23 protein-coding genes and 1 tRNA gene are annotated in these 16,950 nt (G+C 53.6%); 8 read left to right on the forward strand and 16 right to left on the reverse strand.

Annotated elements, in window-relative coordinates; all coding sequences use genetic code 11:
• Window positions 1-9: 9 nt before the first annotated feature.
• The 6 genes from NWE93_12770 to rplV are packed head-to-tail and all read right to left on the reverse strand — an operon-like array spanning window position 10 to window position 2,622.
• The gene (locus NWE93_12770; protein ID MCW4001100.1) at window positions 10-408 is read right to left on the reverse strand and encodes a 50S ribosomal protein L14; all 399 of its coding nucleotides are present in this window, start codon (window positions 406-408) and stop codon (window positions 10-12) included.
• A 46-nt stretch (window positions 409-454) separates the two neighbouring features.
• Complete coding sequence (locus tag NWE93_12775; protein ID MCW4001101.1) at window positions 455-769, reverse strand: 30S ribosomal protein S17; 315 nt, start codon at window positions 767-769, stop codon at window positions 455-457.
• 7 nt (window positions 770-776) lie between these two features.
• Window positions 777-1,058: a ribonuclease P protein subunit gene (locus NWE93_12780; GenBank protein MCW4001102.1), complete on the reverse strand. Its 282-nt coding sequence runs from the start codon at window positions 1,056-1,058 to the stop codon at window positions 777-779.
• Complete coding sequence (rpmC, locus tag NWE93_12785) at window positions 1,055-1,330, reverse strand: 50S ribosomal protein L29 (GenBank protein ID MCW4001103.1); 276 nt, start codon at window positions 1,328-1,330, stop codon at window positions 1,055-1,057. The genes NWE93_12780 and rpmC overlap by 4 nt, the downstream gene beginning before the upstream one ends.
• An 11-nt stretch (window positions 1,331-1,341) precedes the next feature.
• Complete coding sequence (locus NWE93_12790; GenBank protein MCW4001104.1) at window positions 1,342-2,136, reverse strand: 30S ribosomal protein S3; 795 nt, start codon at window positions 2,134-2,136, stop codon at window positions 1,342-1,344.
• Entirely contained in the window at window positions 2,137-2,622 is a 486-nt protein-coding gene (gene rplV, locus NWE93_12795; protein ID MCW4001105.1) for a 50S ribosomal protein L22, read from the reverse strand.
• Between the two features lie 487 nt (window positions 2,623-3,109).
• Between rplV and NWE93_12800 the strand changes: the two genes are divergently transcribed.
• Window positions 3,110-3,331: a hypothetical protein gene (locus NWE93_12800; protein MCW4001106.1), complete on the forward strand. Its 222-nt coding sequence runs from the start codon at window positions 3,110-3,112 to the stop codon at window positions 3,329-3,331.
• Between the two features lie 356 nt (window positions 3,332-3,687).
• On the opposite strand, the gene NWE93_12805 is transcribed toward NWE93_12800, so the two are convergent.
• Together NWE93_12805 and NWE93_12810 are read right to left on the reverse strand one after the other, a co-directional pair.
• Complete coding sequence (locus NWE93_12805; protein ID MCW4001107.1) at window positions 3,688-4,008, reverse strand: hypothetical protein; 321 nt, start codon at window positions 4,006-4,008, stop codon at window positions 3,688-3,690.
• 423 nt (window positions 4,009-4,431) lie between these two features.
• The gene (locus NWE93_12810) at window positions 4,432-4,785 is read right to left on the reverse strand and encodes a hypothetical protein (protein MCW4001108.1); all 354 of its coding nucleotides are present in this window, start codon (window positions 4,783-4,785) and stop codon (window positions 4,432-4,434) included.
• Window positions 4,786-4,983: 198 nt separating this feature from the next.
• Between NWE93_12810 and hypE the strand changes: the two genes are divergently transcribed.
• Complete coding sequence (hypE, locus tag NWE93_12815) at window positions 4,984-6,048, forward strand: hydrogenase expression/formation protein HypE (GenBank protein ID MCW4001109.1); 1,065 nt, start codon at window positions 4,984-4,986, stop codon at window positions 6,046-6,048.
• Window positions 6,049-6,135: 87 nt separating this feature from the next.
• On the forward strand, window positions 6,136-6,534 hold the full coding sequence (locus NWE93_12820; protein ID MCW4001110.1) for a hypothetical protein: 399 nt from the start codon (window positions 6,136-6,138) through the stop codon (window positions 6,532-6,534).
• A gap of 48 nt (window positions 6,535-6,582) precedes the next feature.
• Here the strand turns inward: NWE93_12820 and hypD are convergent, their stop codons facing one another.
• Genes hypD through hypF form a run of 3 tightly spaced genes read right to left on the reverse strand, consistent with a single transcriptional unit; the run spans window position 6,583 to window position 10,240 of the window.
• Window positions 6,583-7,674 carry a hydrogenase formation protein HypD gene (gene hypD / locus NWE93_12825; GenBank protein MCW4001111.1) on the reverse strand — a complete coding sequence of 364 codons (1,092 nt, stop codon included), beginning with the start codon at window positions 7,672-7,674 and terminating at the stop codon, window positions 6,583-6,585.
• 9 nt (window positions 7,675-7,683) lie between these two features.
• The gene (locus NWE93_12830) at window positions 7,684-7,908 is read right to left on the reverse strand and encodes a HypC/HybG/HupF family hydrogenase formation chaperone (GenBank protein ID MCW4001112.1); all 225 of its coding nucleotides are present in this window, start codon (window positions 7,906-7,908) and stop codon (window positions 7,684-7,686) included.
• Window positions 7,909-7,957: 49 nt separating this feature from the next.
• Entirely contained in the window at window positions 7,958-10,240 is a 2,283-nt protein-coding gene (gene hypF, locus NWE93_12835) for a carbamoyltransferase HypF (GenBank protein MCW4001113.1), read from the reverse strand.
• A 218-nt stretch (window positions 10,241-10,458) separates the two neighbouring features.
• On the opposite strand from hypF, the gene NWE93_12840 reads away from it, so the two are divergent.
• Both NWE93_12840 and NWE93_12845 read left to right on the forward strand, forming a co-directional pair.
• Window positions 10,459-10,878 carry a hypothetical protein gene (locus NWE93_12840; protein ID MCW4001114.1) on the forward strand — a complete coding sequence of 140 codons (420 nt, stop codon included), beginning with the start codon at window positions 10,459-10,461 and terminating at the stop codon, window positions 10,876-10,878.
• Between the two features lie 36 nt (window positions 10,879-10,914).
• A complete protein-coding gene (locus tag NWE93_12845) occupies window positions 10,915-11,139 on the forward strand; it encodes a hypothetical protein (protein ID MCW4001115.1) in 225 nt (74 codons plus the stop codon).
• Here the strand turns inward: NWE93_12845 and NWE93_12850 are convergent.
• The 3 genes from NWE93_12850 to NWE93_12860 all read right to left on the reverse strand — a co-directional run bounded on the left by NWE93_12850 (window position 11,136) and on the right by NWE93_12860 (window position 13,808).
• The gene (locus NWE93_12850; GenBank protein MCW4001116.1) at window positions 11,136-11,642 is read right to left on the reverse strand and encodes an SLATT domain-containing protein; all 507 of its coding nucleotides are present in this window, start codon (window positions 11,640-11,642) and stop codon (window positions 11,136-11,138) included. The genes NWE93_12845 and NWE93_12850 overlap by 4 nt on opposite strands.
• A gap of 106 nt (window positions 11,643-11,748) precedes the next feature.
• Window positions 11,749-13,356, reverse strand: a complete 1,608-nt coding sequence (locus tag NWE93_12855) for a long-chain fatty acid--CoA ligase (protein ID MCW4001117.1) — start codon at window positions 13,354-13,356, stop codon at window positions 11,749-11,751.
• Window positions 13,357-13,376: 20 nt separating this feature from the next.
• Window positions 13,377-13,808, reverse strand: coding sequence for a heavy metal-binding domain-containing protein (locus NWE93_12860; protein ID MCW4001118.1), 432 nt, complete (start codon window positions 13,806-13,808; stop codon window positions 13,377-13,379).
• A gap of 171 nt (window positions 13,809-13,979) precedes the next feature.
• On the opposite strand from NWE93_12860, the gene NWE93_12865 reads away from it, so the two are divergent.
• The 3 genes from NWE93_12865 (at window position 13,980) to NWE93_12875 (ending at window position 16,074) form a co-directional block, all read left to right on the forward strand.
• Entirely contained in the window at window positions 13,980-14,984 is a 1,005-nt protein-coding gene (locus NWE93_12865) for a nitrogen fixation protein NifH (protein MCW4001119.1), read from the forward strand.
• 20 nt (window positions 14,985-15,004) lie between these two features.
• Window positions 15,005-15,475: a flavodoxin family protein gene (locus NWE93_12870; protein MCW4001120.1), complete on the forward strand. Its 471-nt coding sequence runs from the start codon at window positions 15,005-15,007 to the stop codon at window positions 15,473-15,475.
• A 209-nt stretch (window positions 15,476-15,684) separates the two neighbouring features.
• Window positions 15,685-16,074 carry a hypothetical protein gene (locus tag NWE93_12875; GenBank protein MCW4001121.1) on the forward strand — a complete coding sequence of 130 codons (390 nt, stop codon included), beginning with the start codon at window positions 15,685-15,687 and terminating at the stop codon, window positions 16,072-16,074.
• A gap of 78 nt (window positions 16,075-16,152) precedes the next feature.
• Here the strand turns inward: NWE93_12875 and NWE93_12880 are convergent.
• A tRNA-Met gene (locus tag NWE93_12880) sits at window positions 16,153-16,260 on the reverse strand.
• Window positions 16,261-16,399: 139 nt separating this feature from the next.
• Complete coding sequence (locus tag NWE93_12885) at window positions 16,400-16,864, reverse strand: flavodoxin domain-containing protein (protein ID MCW4001122.1); 465 nt, start codon at window positions 16,862-16,864, stop codon at window positions 16,400-16,402.
• Window positions 16,865-16,950: the final 86 nt, after the last annotated feature.

Below are 16,950 nucleotides of genomic sequence, written 5' to 3' on the forward strand. Positions count from 1 at the left end.
GATCTTCACCTATACAATTATGCTGGAGGCACTTGCGATTCTGGGCCATCTCTCAGCTGCTTCTCTTGCTACTGGACCACGGATTTCCGAGCCCTTCATTTCTCCTTCAGGGGTAATAATGACGGCTGCGTTGTCCTCGAATTGCACCCAGACGCCGTCGATTCTGCGGAAGGTTTTCCTTTGGCGTACAATTACTGCCTGGAAGATCTTTTTGCGCATATCAGGTGAGCCCTGGCGGACTGAGACGGTGACTTTGTCGCCGACGGTCGCGGAGGGGTAGCGTCTTAGGCGTCCCTTGTAGCCCATGGCTTGGATGAGGCGTAGGACGCGTGCGCCGGTGTTATCGGTGCATTTCATTTCTGAGCCTGCCTGTAGACCGCGGCTAACTTTTTGGCCGTGGCTAAGCATGCCTTTTGCTGTGAGGGCTCTTTGCTTTGCCTTCGCTGCACACATTTTACTTTTCCTCTCCTATTTTCTCGACGACTACAAAGGAAACTGTTTTGCTTAGTGGTCTGCATTCTGCGATTTTGACGCGGTCGCCTTCTTTGACGTCTAGGCAGGGTGGGTTGTGGGATGGGATGTGTCCGTGTCGGCGTTCGTAACGCACGAATTTCGAGGAGAACTGCATGAATTCTCTGTCTACGATAACGGTTTTATCCATCTTTGCTGTGTGCACGGTGCCTTCCAGTACACGGCCTCGGACAGCGAGGGTTCCGTGGAATGGGCAGTTGCGGTCGTCACAGGTCTTTTTCGGTCGCTTGAAAGTCATCGACATATTACCATAACCTCTTCATGTTTTTCTTAAGTCGGTTTTCGGGTCTACCGACAAGTAGTTTACCGTCAATTTCAACGACTGTGCCGTCGCTGAAGGTAAAATCGAAAGTTGAGGATTCCTTGATTACCCGGCGGGGTTGCCCCGTCGCCTGGAAGAGAAAGCTGTTTTTTGTTTCGCCGACTACAAGGCCGCCTACGCCGATGCTGTCCCGGTTAAGGGAAGAAGCGACTAGGCCCTGTGCGCCGATGAATTCGTAGCGGATTATGTCAGGGGTTATTTTCATTGGGAAGCTTTCTCCTTGGATTCTTTCTTGGCTGCGGCCTTCTTGGGCTTCTCCTTTGAAGCCTCAGGTGCCTTGCGTTTGCCAAGTTTCTGCTCGTTTTCTACCGTGAGGATTTGCGCGATGGTTTTGCGGAGCTGGTGGATGCGAGTTGGGTTTTCTACTGCGCCGCCTGCATTAACCATAGTGCGTATCCGGGCGAGTTCGACGCGTAAGTCGATTAGTCGCTGGGCGCGGTCCTCAGGGGATAGCGCGGCAATGTCTTTCATTCTCATGATTGGCGCCATTACGCTGAAGCCTCCTCGGATTTTGCCTCTGCAGCCTCAGGGGCAGCTTGTTGAGGTGCTGCCTCTTGGGGTGCTGGCGTGGGCTCTTCAGCTTTGGGCTCAGCTGGGGCTTCTTCTTTGGCTTTTGCTGGCTCTGCGGGGGCTGGAGTAGCCGCTGCGGGTTGGGTTGGAGCAGCCGCGATTTCTGCTTCTTCGGGCGCCGGCTCCATAATTTGGACTTTATCTGGGAAATATGCATCCGGCGGCATAATTTTAACGCGAACTCCGATGATGCCGGGTTTCAGTTGCACGTGGGCTTCAGCGGTTTTCATCGCGCGCAACGCGGGTTCACCGCACCGTGGGAAGTAGCCTGCGCGGAACTTTTCGAAGCGTGCACGTTCAGTGGTGAGTTTGCCGCTGATGACGATTTCTGCGCCTAAGGCGCCTGCTTCCATAACTTGGTTTAGTGCCCAGAAGCCTGCGCGTCGGAAGTGGACGCCGCGTTCAAGTGCCGAGGAAACGCGGTTGGCGATGACGTGGGCGTTGAATTCGGGTACTTCGATTTCTGATACGCTGATCTGTGGGTTGGTTACTTTGAAGTTTCGTTCCAGAGAAGCGGCGAGTTCCTTGATGGTTTCTCCGCCTCTGCCGATAACGAGGCCTGGACGCATAGCGTAGATGACTACGTGTGTGCCCAAGGGTGTTTTGGATAGGTTAACTCCGCCGTATCCGGCGCGTTCAAGTTTTTTCTGCAAAAACTCGTCGATTTCAGTTCGTTTAATCGATTCAGTTATAAAACGTTTAACTATGCTCATCTACTGTTCTCCTTGAGTGGCTTTTTCTTCCAGCACAATTTCAACATGTGAAGTGATATCGTACTTCGGTGATGCCCTGCCATGTGCACGCGGGGTATAACGTTTAAGCTTCATACCCGGATAAGCAGCGGTGTGAACGATTTTTAGGCGATCCACATCTAAACCCTTGTTTTCGGCGTTAGCTTGAGCTGCCTGCAGAACCCGAAGGACCTGCTCAGCGGTTTTTATGGGAAACCTGCCGACTCCGCAGTCCGCCATGCCGCCTTTGTGGCCGAGTTTTTTAGTGTACCTTCTGTATGGAATTGGTTTTTTGAGTGCTATAACATCGCGCAGGTACTGTTTTGCCTGAGCGAGATCCATGCCTTTTATGGCTTTAGCGACTTCCCGTGCGGCTTTGTGGGATACTTTTAGTTCTCTTCCGCTGGCTATCGCTGTTTTATCTGGATTAAGCATTTCCTGTTGGATAGAGTATCCCCATTTTGGCATTTTTATTTCTCCGATGCGCATTCAAACACGTAAAAGCAATTTATATGGCTTTCCGTATCACAACTAAGATTTTACTCTTAACTGGGCTAATGAGTGTCCCTGCGAGGGATCCAATTCGAACGCGTGAGGTGTACAGTTTTTGGATTACGTTTAACCTTTTATAGTTTGCCCAGAAATGGGGCTAAACAAAGAAAAAACAGGGCTCCCACGCCTCAAAAATGCACCCAGCAGCAAATCGAAAAAGAAAAACTGGGCATAGGAAGGCCAGCCTCTAAAGCTCATGCGCGGGCACGGGTCCACATGAAAAGGACAAGAAGAGCAGCAAATGACCAGACAGCAAACAAGCACCCCACACCCTTAAACGTAGAGCAACAACCCCCACCAATTGCCCACAACTTGGTTAAAGGCCCTGATTATCCCAATCTGCAAAGCAAGCGATGACAAAAACTAAAAGCGTAAACAGCCCACTATCGCGTGGGAGTAGCGTTTGAATCAAAAAGCCATCAGTTTACCTTTAGTTTTAATCGGTGTTCTATTGATAGTGGTTGGCTGTGTGGTGGCGGTTGTTAATTTGGGGATGACTGTGGACCAAATAAACTCCGCTGACTCCATGAACCAGATTTTTGGCGACTACTTCTTAAGGTATGGCTTGGCGTTTCTTTTCGCCAGCATCGGCGCAGTGATTGTGGGCATAGGATTAAAACGATAACATGCAAACTGATTTCAAATGCTGCCCAAAATTTTATTCGGAATTAGGATAGGCAATGTTGCCAATTCCGCATGGGGGAGGCTTGTGGTGGGGTCGGCGGCGTCTGCCTAGAAAACTCTGCTTAAACCCTGCGGACGTTCAATGCGGCTGATTCCAGGTCGATGGTTGCATAGGGAGTTTGGCGGACTTTATGCGTTTGCACTTAGTATAAATAGAGGGGGGATAGAGCTGGTGGAGCAACAGATGCCTTTGAGGGTTTATGATGCCACCTAAATGCCAAAATAGAATAAGCCAGATTTTTCTGCAATTTGCTCGGCTGCGGGAGCGAAAAGCCGGCTTGCTGGGATAAAAAGGGTTTAGGCAGTTTCCTCGTTGAAAGTTTTTTCGATTTCGTTTGCTGATGTTTCTTCTGGGGGGATGCTGCCATCGTCTTCTTTTGCTGGGGTTTCTTGGGCGCTGCGGGTTAATGCGGAAACTATCAGGGCGGATACGGCGAGTAGCAGGTAGGGCAGTATGACGTTTAGGATGTTGAAGGCGTAGTATTCGGCGGGGATGGTTACGCCGGTGTTGACGATGCCTATGAGGATGTAGGTGCAGATGGCGGATAAAGCGGTGAATAGGAAGGCGGCTGCGGAGATGTAGAGGGCGATTTTGCTTAACAGTTTTGTTTTGTTCATGGAACTCTCCTGATTGAGGAGATGCCTGCTTGCTATTTAACCTATGCCCGAATCTTCCGGGCACCTTTGTCCAATGCTTTCCGAAGAAACCCTCAAACGCCGCCCGATCTCGACAGTTCTCAAGATGCAGTCTAGATATACGGGCATTACTCGCTGTTCAAGTTGTACTTATGACGGCGCCAGACAAAGATCAGGGGCAAGCAGGAAATGGGGCAGCATCCACCGTTACCAGGGCAGATACCGCGCATCTATGGTGGTGCTGTAGCTGGGCGAAAATTACACGGTGGATTTGCAGGTAACCAATCTGACGATGGACACTTAGAGAAGCCGTATAGCGTATAAATCTGCCGTGTAGTCTTTTTGTCGTATTTAGGCAGGGGTAATTGGGCAAAAAAGTGCAGAGAGACAGAAAAGTATGGAGAATCAAGGTGGCGGCTTAACTTGTTGGCCGCAGTGGGGGCAGAATTGGGAGTCCGCGGTTAGGGGTCCGCCGCAGAGTCGGCAGTAACCCTCGATTTGGGGCTGGGTTGGCTGCGTGTAGGGTTGGTAGGGCTGTGTGGGCTGGTTGGGAGTTGGGTTGTGGGTGAGTGCGAGTGCGCCTCCGATGAGCCCTAAAACGTTGATTCCGGCCAAAATCGAGAGCACGATTATGTAGGTGCCGTATTTGAGTGCTCCGTGGGCTGCGCCATCAGCCTCTGCGCATACAGGATCATCAGGGCGTTTGCGATGATTATCCAGATGCCCACTAAGATAAACAGGAGAACCACGCCGAGGCATATGCCCAGTATGCCGCCGATCAAGGTAAGATAGTACGCTGCCTCAGGTTTACTTACTTGCTGCCCATACATTTCTGCTCATGCCCCACAATACGCAGATTATTGAGGCAGGTGTTCTTAAAAAATTTTGGGCTAGCTGCGATTTGTTTATGTTTCACGGTAAGAAATGATAGGTACTGTTTGTCAGGATGGCTTTGAAATGGCATCTAAAGATGAGAAAATCACTATGCTGCATGGCGCAGGCGGCACCGTCATGCATGACCTCGTCAAAAACTACGTGGTGAAAGCCTTCGGAGGCATCGGCAACGCAGAGGTCCCCTTGGAAGCCATGGATGACGCCGCAGTCGTGGGCGATGTGGTCTTCAAAAGCGACAGCCACGCGGTGAAGCCCATCTTTTTCGCCGGCGGCGACATAGGACGCATCGCCATATCAGGAACCGTCAACGACATCAGCTGCCTAGGCGCCCAGCCCTTCGCGCTTGCATGCGGCCTTGTTCTTGAGGAGGGGCTGCTGCTCAACGACTTAGAACGCATCCTATCCAGTATGCGGCAAGCCTGCCTTGAAGCCGACGTGGGAGTGGTGACAGGCGACACCAAAGTGGTTGAGAAGGGCGCGCTTGGCGGCTGCGTCATGAACGTCTCAGGCATCGGACGCCGCACCGAAGCATTGGACAGCAACCTGGGGGTCGTGCGTAGAACCCGCGAGCTCCAATCCCGCTGGCTACTGGACTCCAACCTTGCAGTAGGCGACAAAATCATCCTTTTGGGCAGCATCGCTGACCACGGCGTCGCGGTGCTCTCCGCTCAGCAGGGACTAAGGTTTGGCAGCGACATCAAATCCGACGTTAAACCCCTAAACCGCATGGTGCAGGCGCTGCTAGGCACAGTCGGCGGAGTAGTCGCCATCAAAGACGCTACCCGCGGAGGCTTAGCTGACGCCCTAAACGAGTGGACCGAGAAATCCAAAGTCGGCATCCTAACACAAGAAGACAAAATCCCCATCCATGACGACGTGCGGGCGGCCTGCGAGATGCTTGGCTTGGACCCGATGGAAATCGGCAACGAGGGCAAACTCATCATCGGAGTAGTCCCCCAGAAAGCCGAGGAGGCACTGGCGTTTCTAAGAGGCACCAGCGAGGGCAGGGAAGCCCAGATAATCGGGGAAGCCACATCCGAGTTCCGCGGCGTGGCGATGCAGACGGTGGTGGGCGGCAAACGGATTGTGGCGCGGCCAGTAGGCGACCCCGTGCCCAGAATCTGTTAGCTTTAACAGATTGTGCCCACAAAGAATTATATCGGCATCTTCACCCCTTTTTGTTTAATTAGGGTGGTATAGAAAGGAGTTTTTGTTATGAATCGAGCAGTGGCAGCGGTGGCGGTTATCGTGATTATTGTTGTTGCGGGCTTTGCGGTTTATGCGGGTTTAACGTATCCCAGAGAAACCCTAAATGTCCCCGCGTCCTTCTCGGTGGGCGCGGATTCCCAGACAGCCTCCCTTGACCAGCCTTTCCTGATGGATAAAGCGCAGGTTAAGGTAGATGTTCAAAGCGGCATCGCGGTTTGGAGGGTTCAAATACTTAGCGGCGACCAGGTGATTTGGGAGCATACCTCCGCGCAGGGTGGACAGGTGACTTATACCAGTGAATGGATAGAGTTGCCTATGGGAAGCTATAACCTCACTTTGGCGCTGGTCGGCGCGGGGTCGCTGGATGCGACGGTTGCCGTGACATCGAAAGGCGGCTTCTGGTAAGCCAGCAGACAAACCTTCAGGTTTCCCTCAGCCCTAACAGTCCATAGGTTACTGATTGTTAGCAGCAACGTTTTTTGCCCAAACCCGGCAGGTGCCTTCGCTGCTCACCATGCATGCGCCCACGGGCTTAGCGGGCACGCAGTCCTTCAGAAACAGGGGACACTGGTCGGGCTTGATTTTGCCGACTATGACAAGGTGGCATTGGCAACCCGCATGGATATCTTTGCCCTGAGCCGCTTTGAGACCATATTTTTTGCGTGCATCCAATCCGCTGAGGTTGCTGCGGAGCTGCAGGGCGGAGTGGTCGAGTTTGCCGATGCCCCGCCAGTTCCCCGCCGTCACCTCGAAGGCGCGGCTCATCATTTCCACTGCACGGGGGTTACCGTGGGCTTTGACGACGCGGCTGTACTCGTTTTCGACTTTGGCGTCGCCTTGGCTGTGCTGTTTTAGAAGCATGTAGAGTGCCATCAGTACGTCGTTGGGTTCGAAGCCTGCGACGACTGTGGGCATATGGTGTTTTTGGGCGAAGACCCCGTAGGGTTGGGTGCCGATTATGGCGCTCACATGCCCCGGAGCGATGAAGCCGTTGATTTGCAGGTCCTCTATGCCCAGCAGCAGCTCCATGGCGGGGGGAATGAGGCGATGGGAAACAAGGAAGCTGAAGTTTTTAGGCAAATCCCCCAGCGCCTCAAGCGCCGTAATGGGGGCAGTGGTCTCGAAACCCACGGCATGGAACACAAACTCCTTCTGCGGCTCCTCACGCGCCATTTTCGCCGCGTCGGAGAGGGCATAAACAATCCGCACATCCCCGCCGGCGGCTTTGGCTTCCAGAAGCGAGGACTCACTGCCGGGCACACGCAGTAAATCCCCAAAGCAGGCTATCACCTTGCCGTCTTTGGCGAGCGCTATGGCTTCGTCGATTTCTGAGGCGGGTACAATGCAGACGGGGCAGCCTGGGCCAGCGATGACTTCCACGTTGGATGGCAGTAGGCTGCGTAGGCCGAAGTGGGTTATGGTCCACTCGTGGGTGCCGCAGACGTGGCAGAACTTAACAGTGCCCGTTTTGGGTGCGACTTCACGGATTTTTTGGGCTATGGCATGTGCGGTTTGGGGGCTTCGGAACTGCATGTTCTGGGTCATGCCGCTCGCCTATTCTTGCCCAGCCGCGAGCACGTCTTTCCAGAGGCTCAGCGTCTCGAGGGCTTCCTGCTCTTCCACAACCTGGATCGCGTAGCCGGCATGCACCAGCACATAATCGCCCAGCTTAGCCGACACCAGCGAGGTATCTACCTCGCGTAGGACGCCCTGCCCAAAATCCACTTGGGCTTTGGTGCCTTCAAGCGACATTATTTTTGCGGGGATTGCTAAGCACATAAACATCAACCCCAAAAAATGGGGGCTGGAGCGATAAAAACAGATTGGTCTAAAACTCCGTAAATGATGCTGCAACCGCCTGACCAAATGAGACGCCGCCATCGCCCGCCGGAACCGCCTCATGCACGAAAAACCGCAAGCCAGCAGCCTCCACTTTGGATCTGATGCAGCCGGCGAGGATTTGATTGCAGGCGGCGCCCCCCGTGAAACCCACATTAGCGCTGCCCACTTCAGAGGCCTTCTGGATTGCCAGCTCCGCTAAGCCCTCGGCCAGATAGCGATGGACGCTGTAAGCTAAATCTGCAGCGGAAACCCTACCTAAATTGGCATAAATCTCCCGCATCATGGCAGTAGTGTCCAAAACATCGCCGCTTAGCCGGGGTTTTAGGTGCAAAATATCCCGTCCGTGCAGCGCCAACGATTCGAGTTTCATGGCGGGTTCGCCCTCGTAGCTTCGCCGATAGCAGACGCCCAGCACCGCAGCGGCGGCATCGAGCACGCGTCCGCAGCTGGTGGTTTGGATTGCCGAGGTGCCGGTTTTAAGTTGGTCAGCTATAATTTTGGCTTCGGCTTCGCCGTGGGGCAGGTGCCTACTGTTGCTTAGAAGCCATGCCTGCGCGTCCACGCCTACCTTGGTAAGCATACCCGCCGCCATACGAAGGGGGTAGCGGCTGGCTAAGTCTCCGCCTAACAGCGGCTGTGGTTCTAAGTGGGCAAGTCGCTTAAACTCCGCCGAGCCCGCTTCGCAGTAGAGAACCTCACCGCCCCATGCACCACCATCAGAGCCGTAACCGTAGCCGTCGCAGGTGACCGCCACGATGTCCTCTATGCCGTGTTCTGCCATGAGCGCCGCGGCGTGGGCATGGTGATGCTGCACCCGCACCAGCCTCAGCCCCTGCGTCTGCGCCATATCCATCGCCAGCTGGGTTGTGTTGAATTTGGGGTGCAGGTCGCAGGCTATGACTTCGGCTTGGGTGTTGGTTAGGTGCATCAGGTGTTGGGTGGCTTCTTGGAGGAACCGCTGGGTTTCGATGTTTTCTACGTCGCCGATATGCTGGCTGATAAACGCCTTATCGCCCAGCAACACAGTTGAGGTGGTGTTGAGTTCGCCGCCTAAAGCCACCACGCAGCGCTTCGAGTGCAGCTTGAGTTTGAGGGGGGCGGGGGCGTAGCCGCGGCTTCGGCGCAGAAATACATGGTAGCCGCCGTGGAGGCGCATGACGCTGTCGTCGCATCGCTGCGCAATTAGGCGGTTATGGAAGAGAAAGTAATCCACTGTGCCGCCCAGAATCTGCAGTGCCTCGTCGTTGTCTTTAACGATGGGTTGGTTAGCGGGGTTGGCGCTGGTCATAACAAACGAGGCGTCCGCCACCTCATCGAAGAGCATGTAATGCAGGCCCGTGTAGGGAAGCATGACGCCGACGTTGTGAAGGCCCGGCGCAACCAGCGGCGAGAGACTATAATCCGCGGCTTTGTTTAGCAGCACGATGGGGCGCTGGGGCGAAGCGAGGAGTGTTTGCTCCTCGATTCCAACTTCGCCGATGACTTTCGCCGCATCGAGGCTGCGCGCCATAACCGCAAAGGGCTTCTCGCGGCGATGCTTAGTCTCCCGAAGCCTCTGCAGCGGCGCCTCCAACGTGGCTGAAGCGGCGATGTGGAAGCCACCATAGCCTTTCACCGCCAAAATTTTTCCCTCGGAAAGCAGCTTGCCCGCAAGCCGCACGGGGTCATCAGCCTTTATGGCTTCGCCCTTGTTTGTGGTCAAATACACCTTTGGCCCGCATGTCTGATCCGCCACCGTCTGCGCATGAAAACGCCTATTCGCGGGGTCGCTATACTCGCTTCGGCAGAAGCTGCACATGGGGAACTCGTTTAGGGTGGTGTTTTCTCGGTCGTAGGGCAAGCGCTCGATGGTGGTGAAGCGGGGTCCGCAGTCGGTGCAGGTTATGAAGAAGTAGTCGAAGCGGGGGTTTTGGGGGTCCCGCAGCTCGGCTAGGCAGGGGTTGCAGATGGCTACGTCGGGGGGGATGACGGAGCCCTGGTTTTCGGCTTGGGGGCTGCTTTGGCGGATGGTAAAGTCGCGGTGCTGGTTGCTACCCGAGAGCTCATGGCGACTGACGTGGTAAATCTGCGCCAGCGGCGGCTTCTCACGCGTTAAATCCGCCAAAAACGTCTCTATCGCCCCCACCTCGCCCTCCAGCAGCACCTCCACGCCTGCGTCGCCCCGGTTAAGCACATAGCCCGCTAAGCCATGCCGCACTGCAATGCGGTAGATGAAGGGGCGGAAACCGACGCCCTGCACGATACCTGAAACAGTGAGTTTAACTCGCAACTTAGCTTCACCATCTCTTAGAAACGTGTTCTCTTATAGGTTTCCCAAAACTGGCCCCAGCTAATGAAAGAATAAACTAGGGGATCACTAAAACCTGCTTTTCAAGTAACCGATTTGCCGAGTAGTGTGTTCCGCCGGGACTTTTGGGGTGCAGAACAGTCTGTTCTAAGCGTTAGAATTATCTTTGACGCTGCCCACTGTTGGGTGAGGAGAGAGAAGTGACACAAACAAAAACCAAAATGCTTATGGTGACAGCCGTTATTTTGGCGACGGTTGTCGTTTGCTCCTTTGTTACGGTTGCATGGTGGAATAACATAGGGGGACTATCGGGCTTAAACATCCAGTCAACGGCGTATTTCCCCCAGACCCAAACGGATCCCTCGTTTATCCTTAACGCCAAAGTTGACTTGTCCGATGGAATGAGCCTCGCCGAGGCAACTAGCGTGGCGACGGGCGTGTTTTCAAGGGTAATAGAAAACGCTTCCTGCACAGTCCAAACTGCAACCTCCAGCGCTGACGGCATCTGGACAGTTAACCTGAATTGGGAAACCAACACACATAGCCAGCATGTGGGCACGCATATTTTCGGCGTGGAAATAAACCCTGCAGAACAAACCGCCATCTATAGCCGCTACTAAGAAAAAAATAAATCCGCATCCGCCTATTTGGGTGCAATGAAACCCATTACCTTTGCCGCAGCATTTGCCCTCACCGTCTGCCTAATCTTGGCAGGCGTCATCCTTTACCCCGACGTGCTGGGCAAAGCAGCAACCCAGAACAACGAAATCGTCTTCGGATTCTTCCTAGGGCCATTTGTGGTATTGCTGTTTTTCAGCTGGCTAGGAGAAAAAATAGTGCTGAGACTACTCAAGAGAAAAGACGTGCCTAAGCAAAATTAGGTCATTGTGTAACCCATCTTTGCCAGTTCTTGTTTAAGCTGCGCCTGCACTTGACCGTGAACTCTATCATGTATATCCTGCGGGATACTTGGGGCCTCTAAGTCAAGTGCATCCCATTTTAGCCGTAACTGCTTCATGGTTTCTGATTCACACTGCTGAGTGGTAAAACATTGAACTTGCTCTATTTCTCGACGCAGATTCCCGTACTTAACTGCCGCGGATCGGTGGCGCTCTGCGAGTTCACCGTAATTCAGAAAGGTGTAGACGCCTGAAAGCACCGCCGCCGTGATGCTCAGTACCCCCGCGGTTATTTGTAGCGGAAGAGAATATTCCGTGGAGGCTATCGAGGTGAACACTGTTGTTCCGATTATTGCTGTTAGAATAACCACTGGGATTCCAAAGTATCTGTTTAGCCGCGTGTAGCGTGTTGCGGTTTCGATATGTGAGTTATGCGCTATTTTGACGCCGGCGCGCCAATGAGCCAAACGTTCTATGCTATCCAATTTATCCCCAAGTTGAAGAGCACACTTCCCCTATAAAAAATATACATACCCAATTAGAGCAGCCAACGCTTCCACCAGCCCCGCCGATGAGATTTTAGCTCTTTTATCACTTGAGCTGCCGCCGCAGAACCTTTCCCGCAGCACTAAGGGGCAACTCCGCTCTAAACTCCACCTCACGGATCGTCTTGTAAGACGCCACCTTGTCATTAACAAAAACCATCAGTTCCTGCGCCGAAACAACACTGCCCGCCTTGAGAACAATGTATGCCTTGGGAACCTCACCTGTCGCCGCATCAGGTTTGCCCACGACCGCGCACAGTTTCACCGCTGGGTGCTCGTAGAGTACATCTTCGAGTTCGCGTGGGTAGACGCTGTAGTCTTTGTGTTTGATGAGGTCTTTTTTGCGGTCCACCACATAGAAGTAGCCGTCGCTGTCCATGCGGGCGATGTCGCCGGTGAGCAGCCAGCCATCTTGAAGCGTCGCTGCGGTTTCGTCGGGGCAGTTCCAGTAGCCCAGCATCACCTGCGGACCCTTCACTGCTAATTCGCCTACTTCGCCGGCGCCGAGGGTTTTGGTGGCTGTTTCTAAATCCACGATTTTGGCTTCGGTGTCAGGCAGGGGCAAACCAATCGAGCCCACCCTAAGCGGCGCCATGCGGGCCACGGGGCTGCAATGTGTAACCGGAGAAGCCTCCGTGAGCCCATATCCCTCCGCCAACAAGCCGCCCGTGGCATCCATGAAGAGATGCTGCACCTGCGGCGGCAACGAAGACGCCCCTGAGATGCATACGCGGATTGAAGTTAGGTCGTAGCTTGGCAAGGCGGGGTCGGCGAGGAGCATCTGGTACATGGTGGGGACGCCGCAGAACACCGTTACCTTATGCTGCGCGATGGCTTGGAGCGCTTTGGCTGCTTCGAATTTAGGGAGCAGCACCATCGAGGCGCCTACGCTGACTGGAACGGTGAGGCTGGTGGTCATGCCGTAGATGTGGAAAAGTGGCAGCGCAGTCAAAAAGATGTCGTCGGGGGTGGCTTGGATGGCGGCGGCGAATTGCTGCGCGTTTGAGGTGAGGTTGCGGTGGGTGAGCATGGCGCCTTTGGCGGTTCCGGTGGTGCCGCCGGTGTATTGGAGCGCGGCTAAATCGGAGGGACTGACGGGCATGTTAAGTGGGCGTGTGGATGCGGTGAGGAGTTCTTGGAAGGGAACTGTATCGGGAGGGGCCCAAGCGGGGGTTTTTTGGGCGCCGAATTCTGTTATCCCCGTAACTATGACATGCTGCAGGGGAGTCTTCTTCTTTGCCTCCTCGACGACTGGGTGGAGGCTGTCGAGTGTGATGAGGGCTTTGGCGCCTGAATCAGATAGTTGATAGGCGACTTCGCGTTGGCGGTGCAGGGGGCTTATGGCTGTGACTGCGGCGCCTGCTTTGAGGGCTCCGAAGTAGGCGATTATGAACTGTGGGATGTTGGGCAAGTTGAGCGCGACGCGGTCGCCTTTAGCTATGCCTAACCCGCAGAGACCATTCGCGAATCGAGCGCACAAAGAATCCAAATCCGAATAAGACAAGGTTTCGCCAGCAAAAACCACTGCTGCCTTTCCGCCGAACCGATGCGCCGACGCCTCAAGCAGCCCCTGAAGCGGCACAGAAGAATAAGACAGGCGCGTGGGAACAGCCGCAGGCCAGCATCTGAACCATGGCGCGGTTCCGTCGCTCAAAGCAGACCCAGCCGGCAGCGCTACACAGATGCGCCCTCGGAGGTTTCAGGCTCCAGTACAACGGCGGTTCCAGTCGCCGAAAACAGTACGATGCTGGTTTGCCCTATGCTTGAGGTCTCCACGTCCAAGCCGATGATGGCGTTTGCGCCCATGGCTGCAGCGCGGGCTTTAGCGCGGTCGATGGCGTCCCAACGTGCCTTCTCCATCTCAGTGGAAAAAGCCGTGACTTCGCCGCCGACCATCGATTCAAGTCCCCCTACGAACTGGCCGAAGATGCCTCGGGTGCGGGGAGTCATGCCTGTGACGACGCCGAGGACTTTTTTGATTTTGTAGCCTGCAACCGTGGGAGTGGTTACAATCAGGAACTGTGAGGGGGTGGTTTGTTGGGCGCCGCATTTGGGGCAGAAGCCTGCGCCGTCGGGAACGTTGTTGCCGCATCGGATGCAATTCAAAGTATACACCGTCCTCTTCTATGGATGGGCACCTTAAAAGCTATGCGCAAATTTAGCTATCTGATTCTTTGCTTTAGCGTTTGCAGGATTCCCCACTGGCAAACGTAAAGCTGGGCAGGTTAAACCAAAAAGTTAAGTGCCCACGCCGCCATCTGCATTCCGGTGATGCCTCTGAACGATTGGAAATCTGCCCTGAAGGCCGACCCTACAGATTGGCTCTTAGAACCAGAGAACCCCTCTGTCCGCTACTTCACCCTAACCGACATCCTACAAAAACCCCCGCAGAGCCCCCAAGTCCTTGAGGCTAAAGCAGCAATCATGCAAGCTGGCGCGGTCCCCAAAATCCTCGCAAGAATGCAAAGCGGCGGCTACTGGGAAACCCCGCAGTCGCATTACACGGCTAAATACAAAGGCAGCGTCTGGCAACTCATCATCCTAGCCGAACTCGGCGCTGACTCAGCCGACAGTAGGGTGCAAAGTGCCTGTGAATTCCTTCTCCAGAACAGCCAGCACCTTGGCAGCGGGGGGTTTTCGATGGCCCATTCGGAGAGGGCTGGGGGAGGCAGAGAAAGCGGCGTTATCCCATGCTTAACGGGCAACATGGTCTTTAGCCTAATCCGCTTAGGCTACTTAGACGACTCTAGAGTGCAGAAGGGGATAGAGTGGATTAACGCTTACCAGCGCTTCGATGACGGGGAAGGTGCACCTAAAGGCTGGCCATACGATAAATACGTCATGTGCTTTGGGAAACACAGCTGCCACATGGGAGCTGCCAAAGCGCTGAAAGCTCTATCAGAAATCCCGGCGGAAAACCGAGACAGCAAAACCTCAGCCATCATTGAGGCGGGCGCCGAATATTTCCTCAAACACCACATCTACAAAAAAAGCCACGACCTCAACAAGGTCTCCAAACCCGGCTGGCTTAAATTCGGGTTTCCCTTGATGTACCAAACCGATGCCTTGGAGTTGCTGGGTATCCTAACAAAACTCGGCTATAAGGACGAACGAATGCAGGAGACAGTTGACCTTGTGGTTTCAAAGCAGGATCAGCGGGGCTACTGGAAGCTTGAATCCACATTCAACGGCAGATTCCAAACCAGCATCGAACGCAAGGGTGAACCCAGCAAATGGATAACCCTAAAAGCGCTAAGCGCACTAAAGAGATACTACAGTTAAGTCACATGACGGGAAATGCCATGAAAACACTCTTAGTGGTCTATTCATATCATCATAACAATACTCAGAAGGTCGCCGAGGCCATAGCTCAGGTTCTGGACGCCCAAACACAGACGCCACAGCAAACAAACCCCCAAGACCTCCAAGCCTACAGCCTCCTCGGCTTTGGCGCAGGAATAGACAGCGGAAAACACTACAAGCCCCTGCTGGACTTCGCGGATCAACTGCCCAGCGGCAACGGCCAAAAAGCGTTTATTTTCTCAACCAGCGGCGTCTCAAACCCCAAATACCAAACAAAAATCCACAAGACCCTACGCGAGAAACTCGAAGCTAAAGGCTACGTGATCCAAGGCGACTTTAACTGCCACGGCTACAACACTAACAGCTTCCTCAAACACATCGGCGGCATGAACAAGGGCCGACCCAACGCCGAAGACCTCCAGGAAGCAAAAGAATTTGCGCTCAACCTGAAAGGAAAAATTGGTGAATAGGAAGTTTAGAATAGTCTAGGGGCACATTGCTTAGACTGCCTTAGTTAACGAAGACTGCTTAATCGTCTCTCCGTATAGGATGAAATCCAAGGGTTAAACCGTGTTTTTGTGGCAGCTTCCAAATAATAAATACATGAGAAAGCATAATTTGGTTTAATTTACAAAAAATCTTATAAGTTGATTCAACATAAAACAAATCGGATGAAAGCATGGTAAAAGTGGCTTGGCAGACATTCAAAGAAACAAACCCATCAAGCACCTATGTTGCCTACGCAGCATACGTTGAGAGAAAATCCGTATGGTCCTACTTCAACTTCCTGATGAGGGCACGAAAAATCCAAAAACAGCTAAACACATCAGCAGGCGTAGTAGGCTTCACTGCACAGATGGAATTTTTAAACAAAAAAGTCAGCCAATTAGCCGTCTTCGAAGACGAAGCCACGCTTAAAGCCTTTGCACACAGCGGGCAACATAGCCTCTGCATACAGCAATCCAAACCCAGCATCAAAACGATGAAAAACAAAATCTGGACTATCTCGGGAGCCGAGTTGCCGCCAAAACTCGAAGAAGCCATAAGCAAACTGCAAAACCAAAAGTAAAGAATCCAGCCAAAGAAGCTTACAGTTTAAGAGGCATGCCAGAGATAGCCGAAGTCACTTCTAATTGCCAAAAGTTGTTGGTGCCGGGAGCGGGATTCGAGCCCGCGACTTCTGGACAGGGGCGTGTGGCCCTATTGTTCTCCAGATTATGAGTCTGGCGCCCTAGCCAGGCTAGGCTACCCCGGCAAACGCCTCCAAAACGGAGGCATCGGAATGTTTAGTCTAGATTCTGTCATTTAAACCTTTAAGGGCAAATCAATGAATAGGCGCTCCAGCGGGACAAAGAAAAAACGGCAAACCAGCTTGCGGGTAGGCGCCTTGGCAGTCAAGTTTTCAGTTGAGCCGCAACTTTTTTGCCGAACTCAAAACACCGGGGCAGTTCCCCCTCGGCTAGGGGCCCCGTTACGCCCTTCACCCTCACAGACAGCCCCGGCGTAAGCTGCTTTAGCTTGGGCAATTTTTGGGCTGCTAGCTTTTCCAGTTTTTTCTCGGCTCGGTCTTGGAGGCGGACCCTACCTGAGTAGGTGCCGAAAACAGCGACACTTTTTGCTTTTAGGTCTGCTAAGGCTAAGCTTTCTACAAAACGCTTCATAGCCCGTGAGGGTCGGCCCATGTGGTTTGGCGCCCCCAAAACTATGGCGTCGTAGCCTTCTGCGGTCTGGAGGCTGGCGTCTTTAATGTAGCCCATGTCGGCTTCCACGCCCTCCGAGCGTATGCCTTCAAGGATTTGTTTTGCTGCCTGTTTGGTGTTGCCGTATTTTGAATCGTAGAAGATAAAGACCTTCGCCATCGCTTCCAACTCAAACCATAATTGTATGTGGCGACGTTAAAAGTGGCTCCCTAACAATTCAGGGAAAAACAGAAGCTGCCCGCAAA

The organism is Candidatus Bathyarchaeota archaeon (assembly GCA_026014735.1).
GTDB lineage: Archaea > Thermoproteota > Bathyarchaeia > Bathyarchaeales > Bathycorpusculaceae > Bathycorpusculum.

Excerpts from the sequence above, each read along its gene's own strand:
- NWE93_12870 (MCW4001120.1), top strand. The coding sequence starts at position 15,005 with ATGAAAACACTCTTAGTGGTCTATTCATATCATCATAACAATACTCAG.
- NWE93_12875 (MCW4001121.1), top strand. The coding sequence starts at position 15,685 with ATGGTAAAAGTGGCTTGGCAGACATTCAAAGAAACAAACCCATCAAGC.
- NWE93_12810 (MCW4001108.1), bottom strand. The coding sequence starts at position 4,785 with ATGCCTCGGCGTGGTTCTCCTGTTTATCTTAGTGGGCATCTGGATAAT.
- NWE93_12830 (MCW4001112.1), bottom strand. The coding sequence starts at position 7,908 with ATGTGCTTAGCAATCCCCGCAAAAATAATGTCGCTTGAAGGCACCAAA.
- NWE93_12775 (MCW4001101.1), bottom strand. The coding sequence starts at position 769 with ATGACTTTCAAGCGACCGAAAAAGACCTGTGACGACCGCAACTGCCCA.
- hypD (MCW4001111.1), bottom strand. The coding sequence starts at position 7,674 with ATGACCCAGAACATGCAGTTCCGAAGCCCCCAAACCGCACATGCCATA.
- NWE93_12790 (MCW4001104.1), bottom strand. The coding sequence starts at position 2,136 with ATGAGCATAGTTAAACGTTTTATAACTGAATCGATTAAACGAACTGAA.
- rpmC (MCW4001103.1), bottom strand. The coding sequence starts at position 1,330 with ATGAGAATGAAAGACATTGCCGCGCTATCCCCTGAGGACCGCGCCCAG.
- NWE93_12885 (MCW4001122.1), bottom strand. The coding sequence starts at position 16,864 with ATGGCGAAGGTCTTTATCTTCTACGATTCAAAATACGGCAACACCAAA.
- NWE93_12845 (MCW4001115.1), top strand. The coding sequence starts at position 10,915 with ATGAAACCCATTACCTTTGCCGCAGCATTTGCCCTCACCGTCTGCCTA.
- NWE93_12770 (MCW4001100.1), bottom strand. The coding sequence starts at position 408 with ATGCTTAGCCACGGCCAAAAAGTTAGCCGCGGTCTACAGGCAGGCTCA.
- hypE (MCW4001109.1), top strand. The coding sequence starts at position 4,984 with ATGGCATCTAAAGATGAGAAAATCACTATGCTGCATGGCGCAGGCGGC.
- NWE93_12780 (MCW4001102.1), bottom strand. The coding sequence starts at position 1,058 with ATGAAAATAACCCCTGACATAATCCGCTACGAATTCATCGGCGCACAG.
- rplV (MCW4001105.1), bottom strand. The coding sequence starts at position 2,622 with ATGCCAAAATGGGGATACTCTATCCAACAGGAAATGCTTAATCCAGAT.
- NWE93_12805 (MCW4001107.1), bottom strand. The coding sequence starts at position 4,008 with ATGAACAAAACAAAACTGTTAAGCAAAATCGCCCTCTACATCTCCGCA.
- NWE93_12820 (MCW4001110.1), top strand. The coding sequence starts at position 6,136 with ATGAATCGAGCAGTGGCAGCGGTGGCGGTTATCGTGATTATTGTTGTT.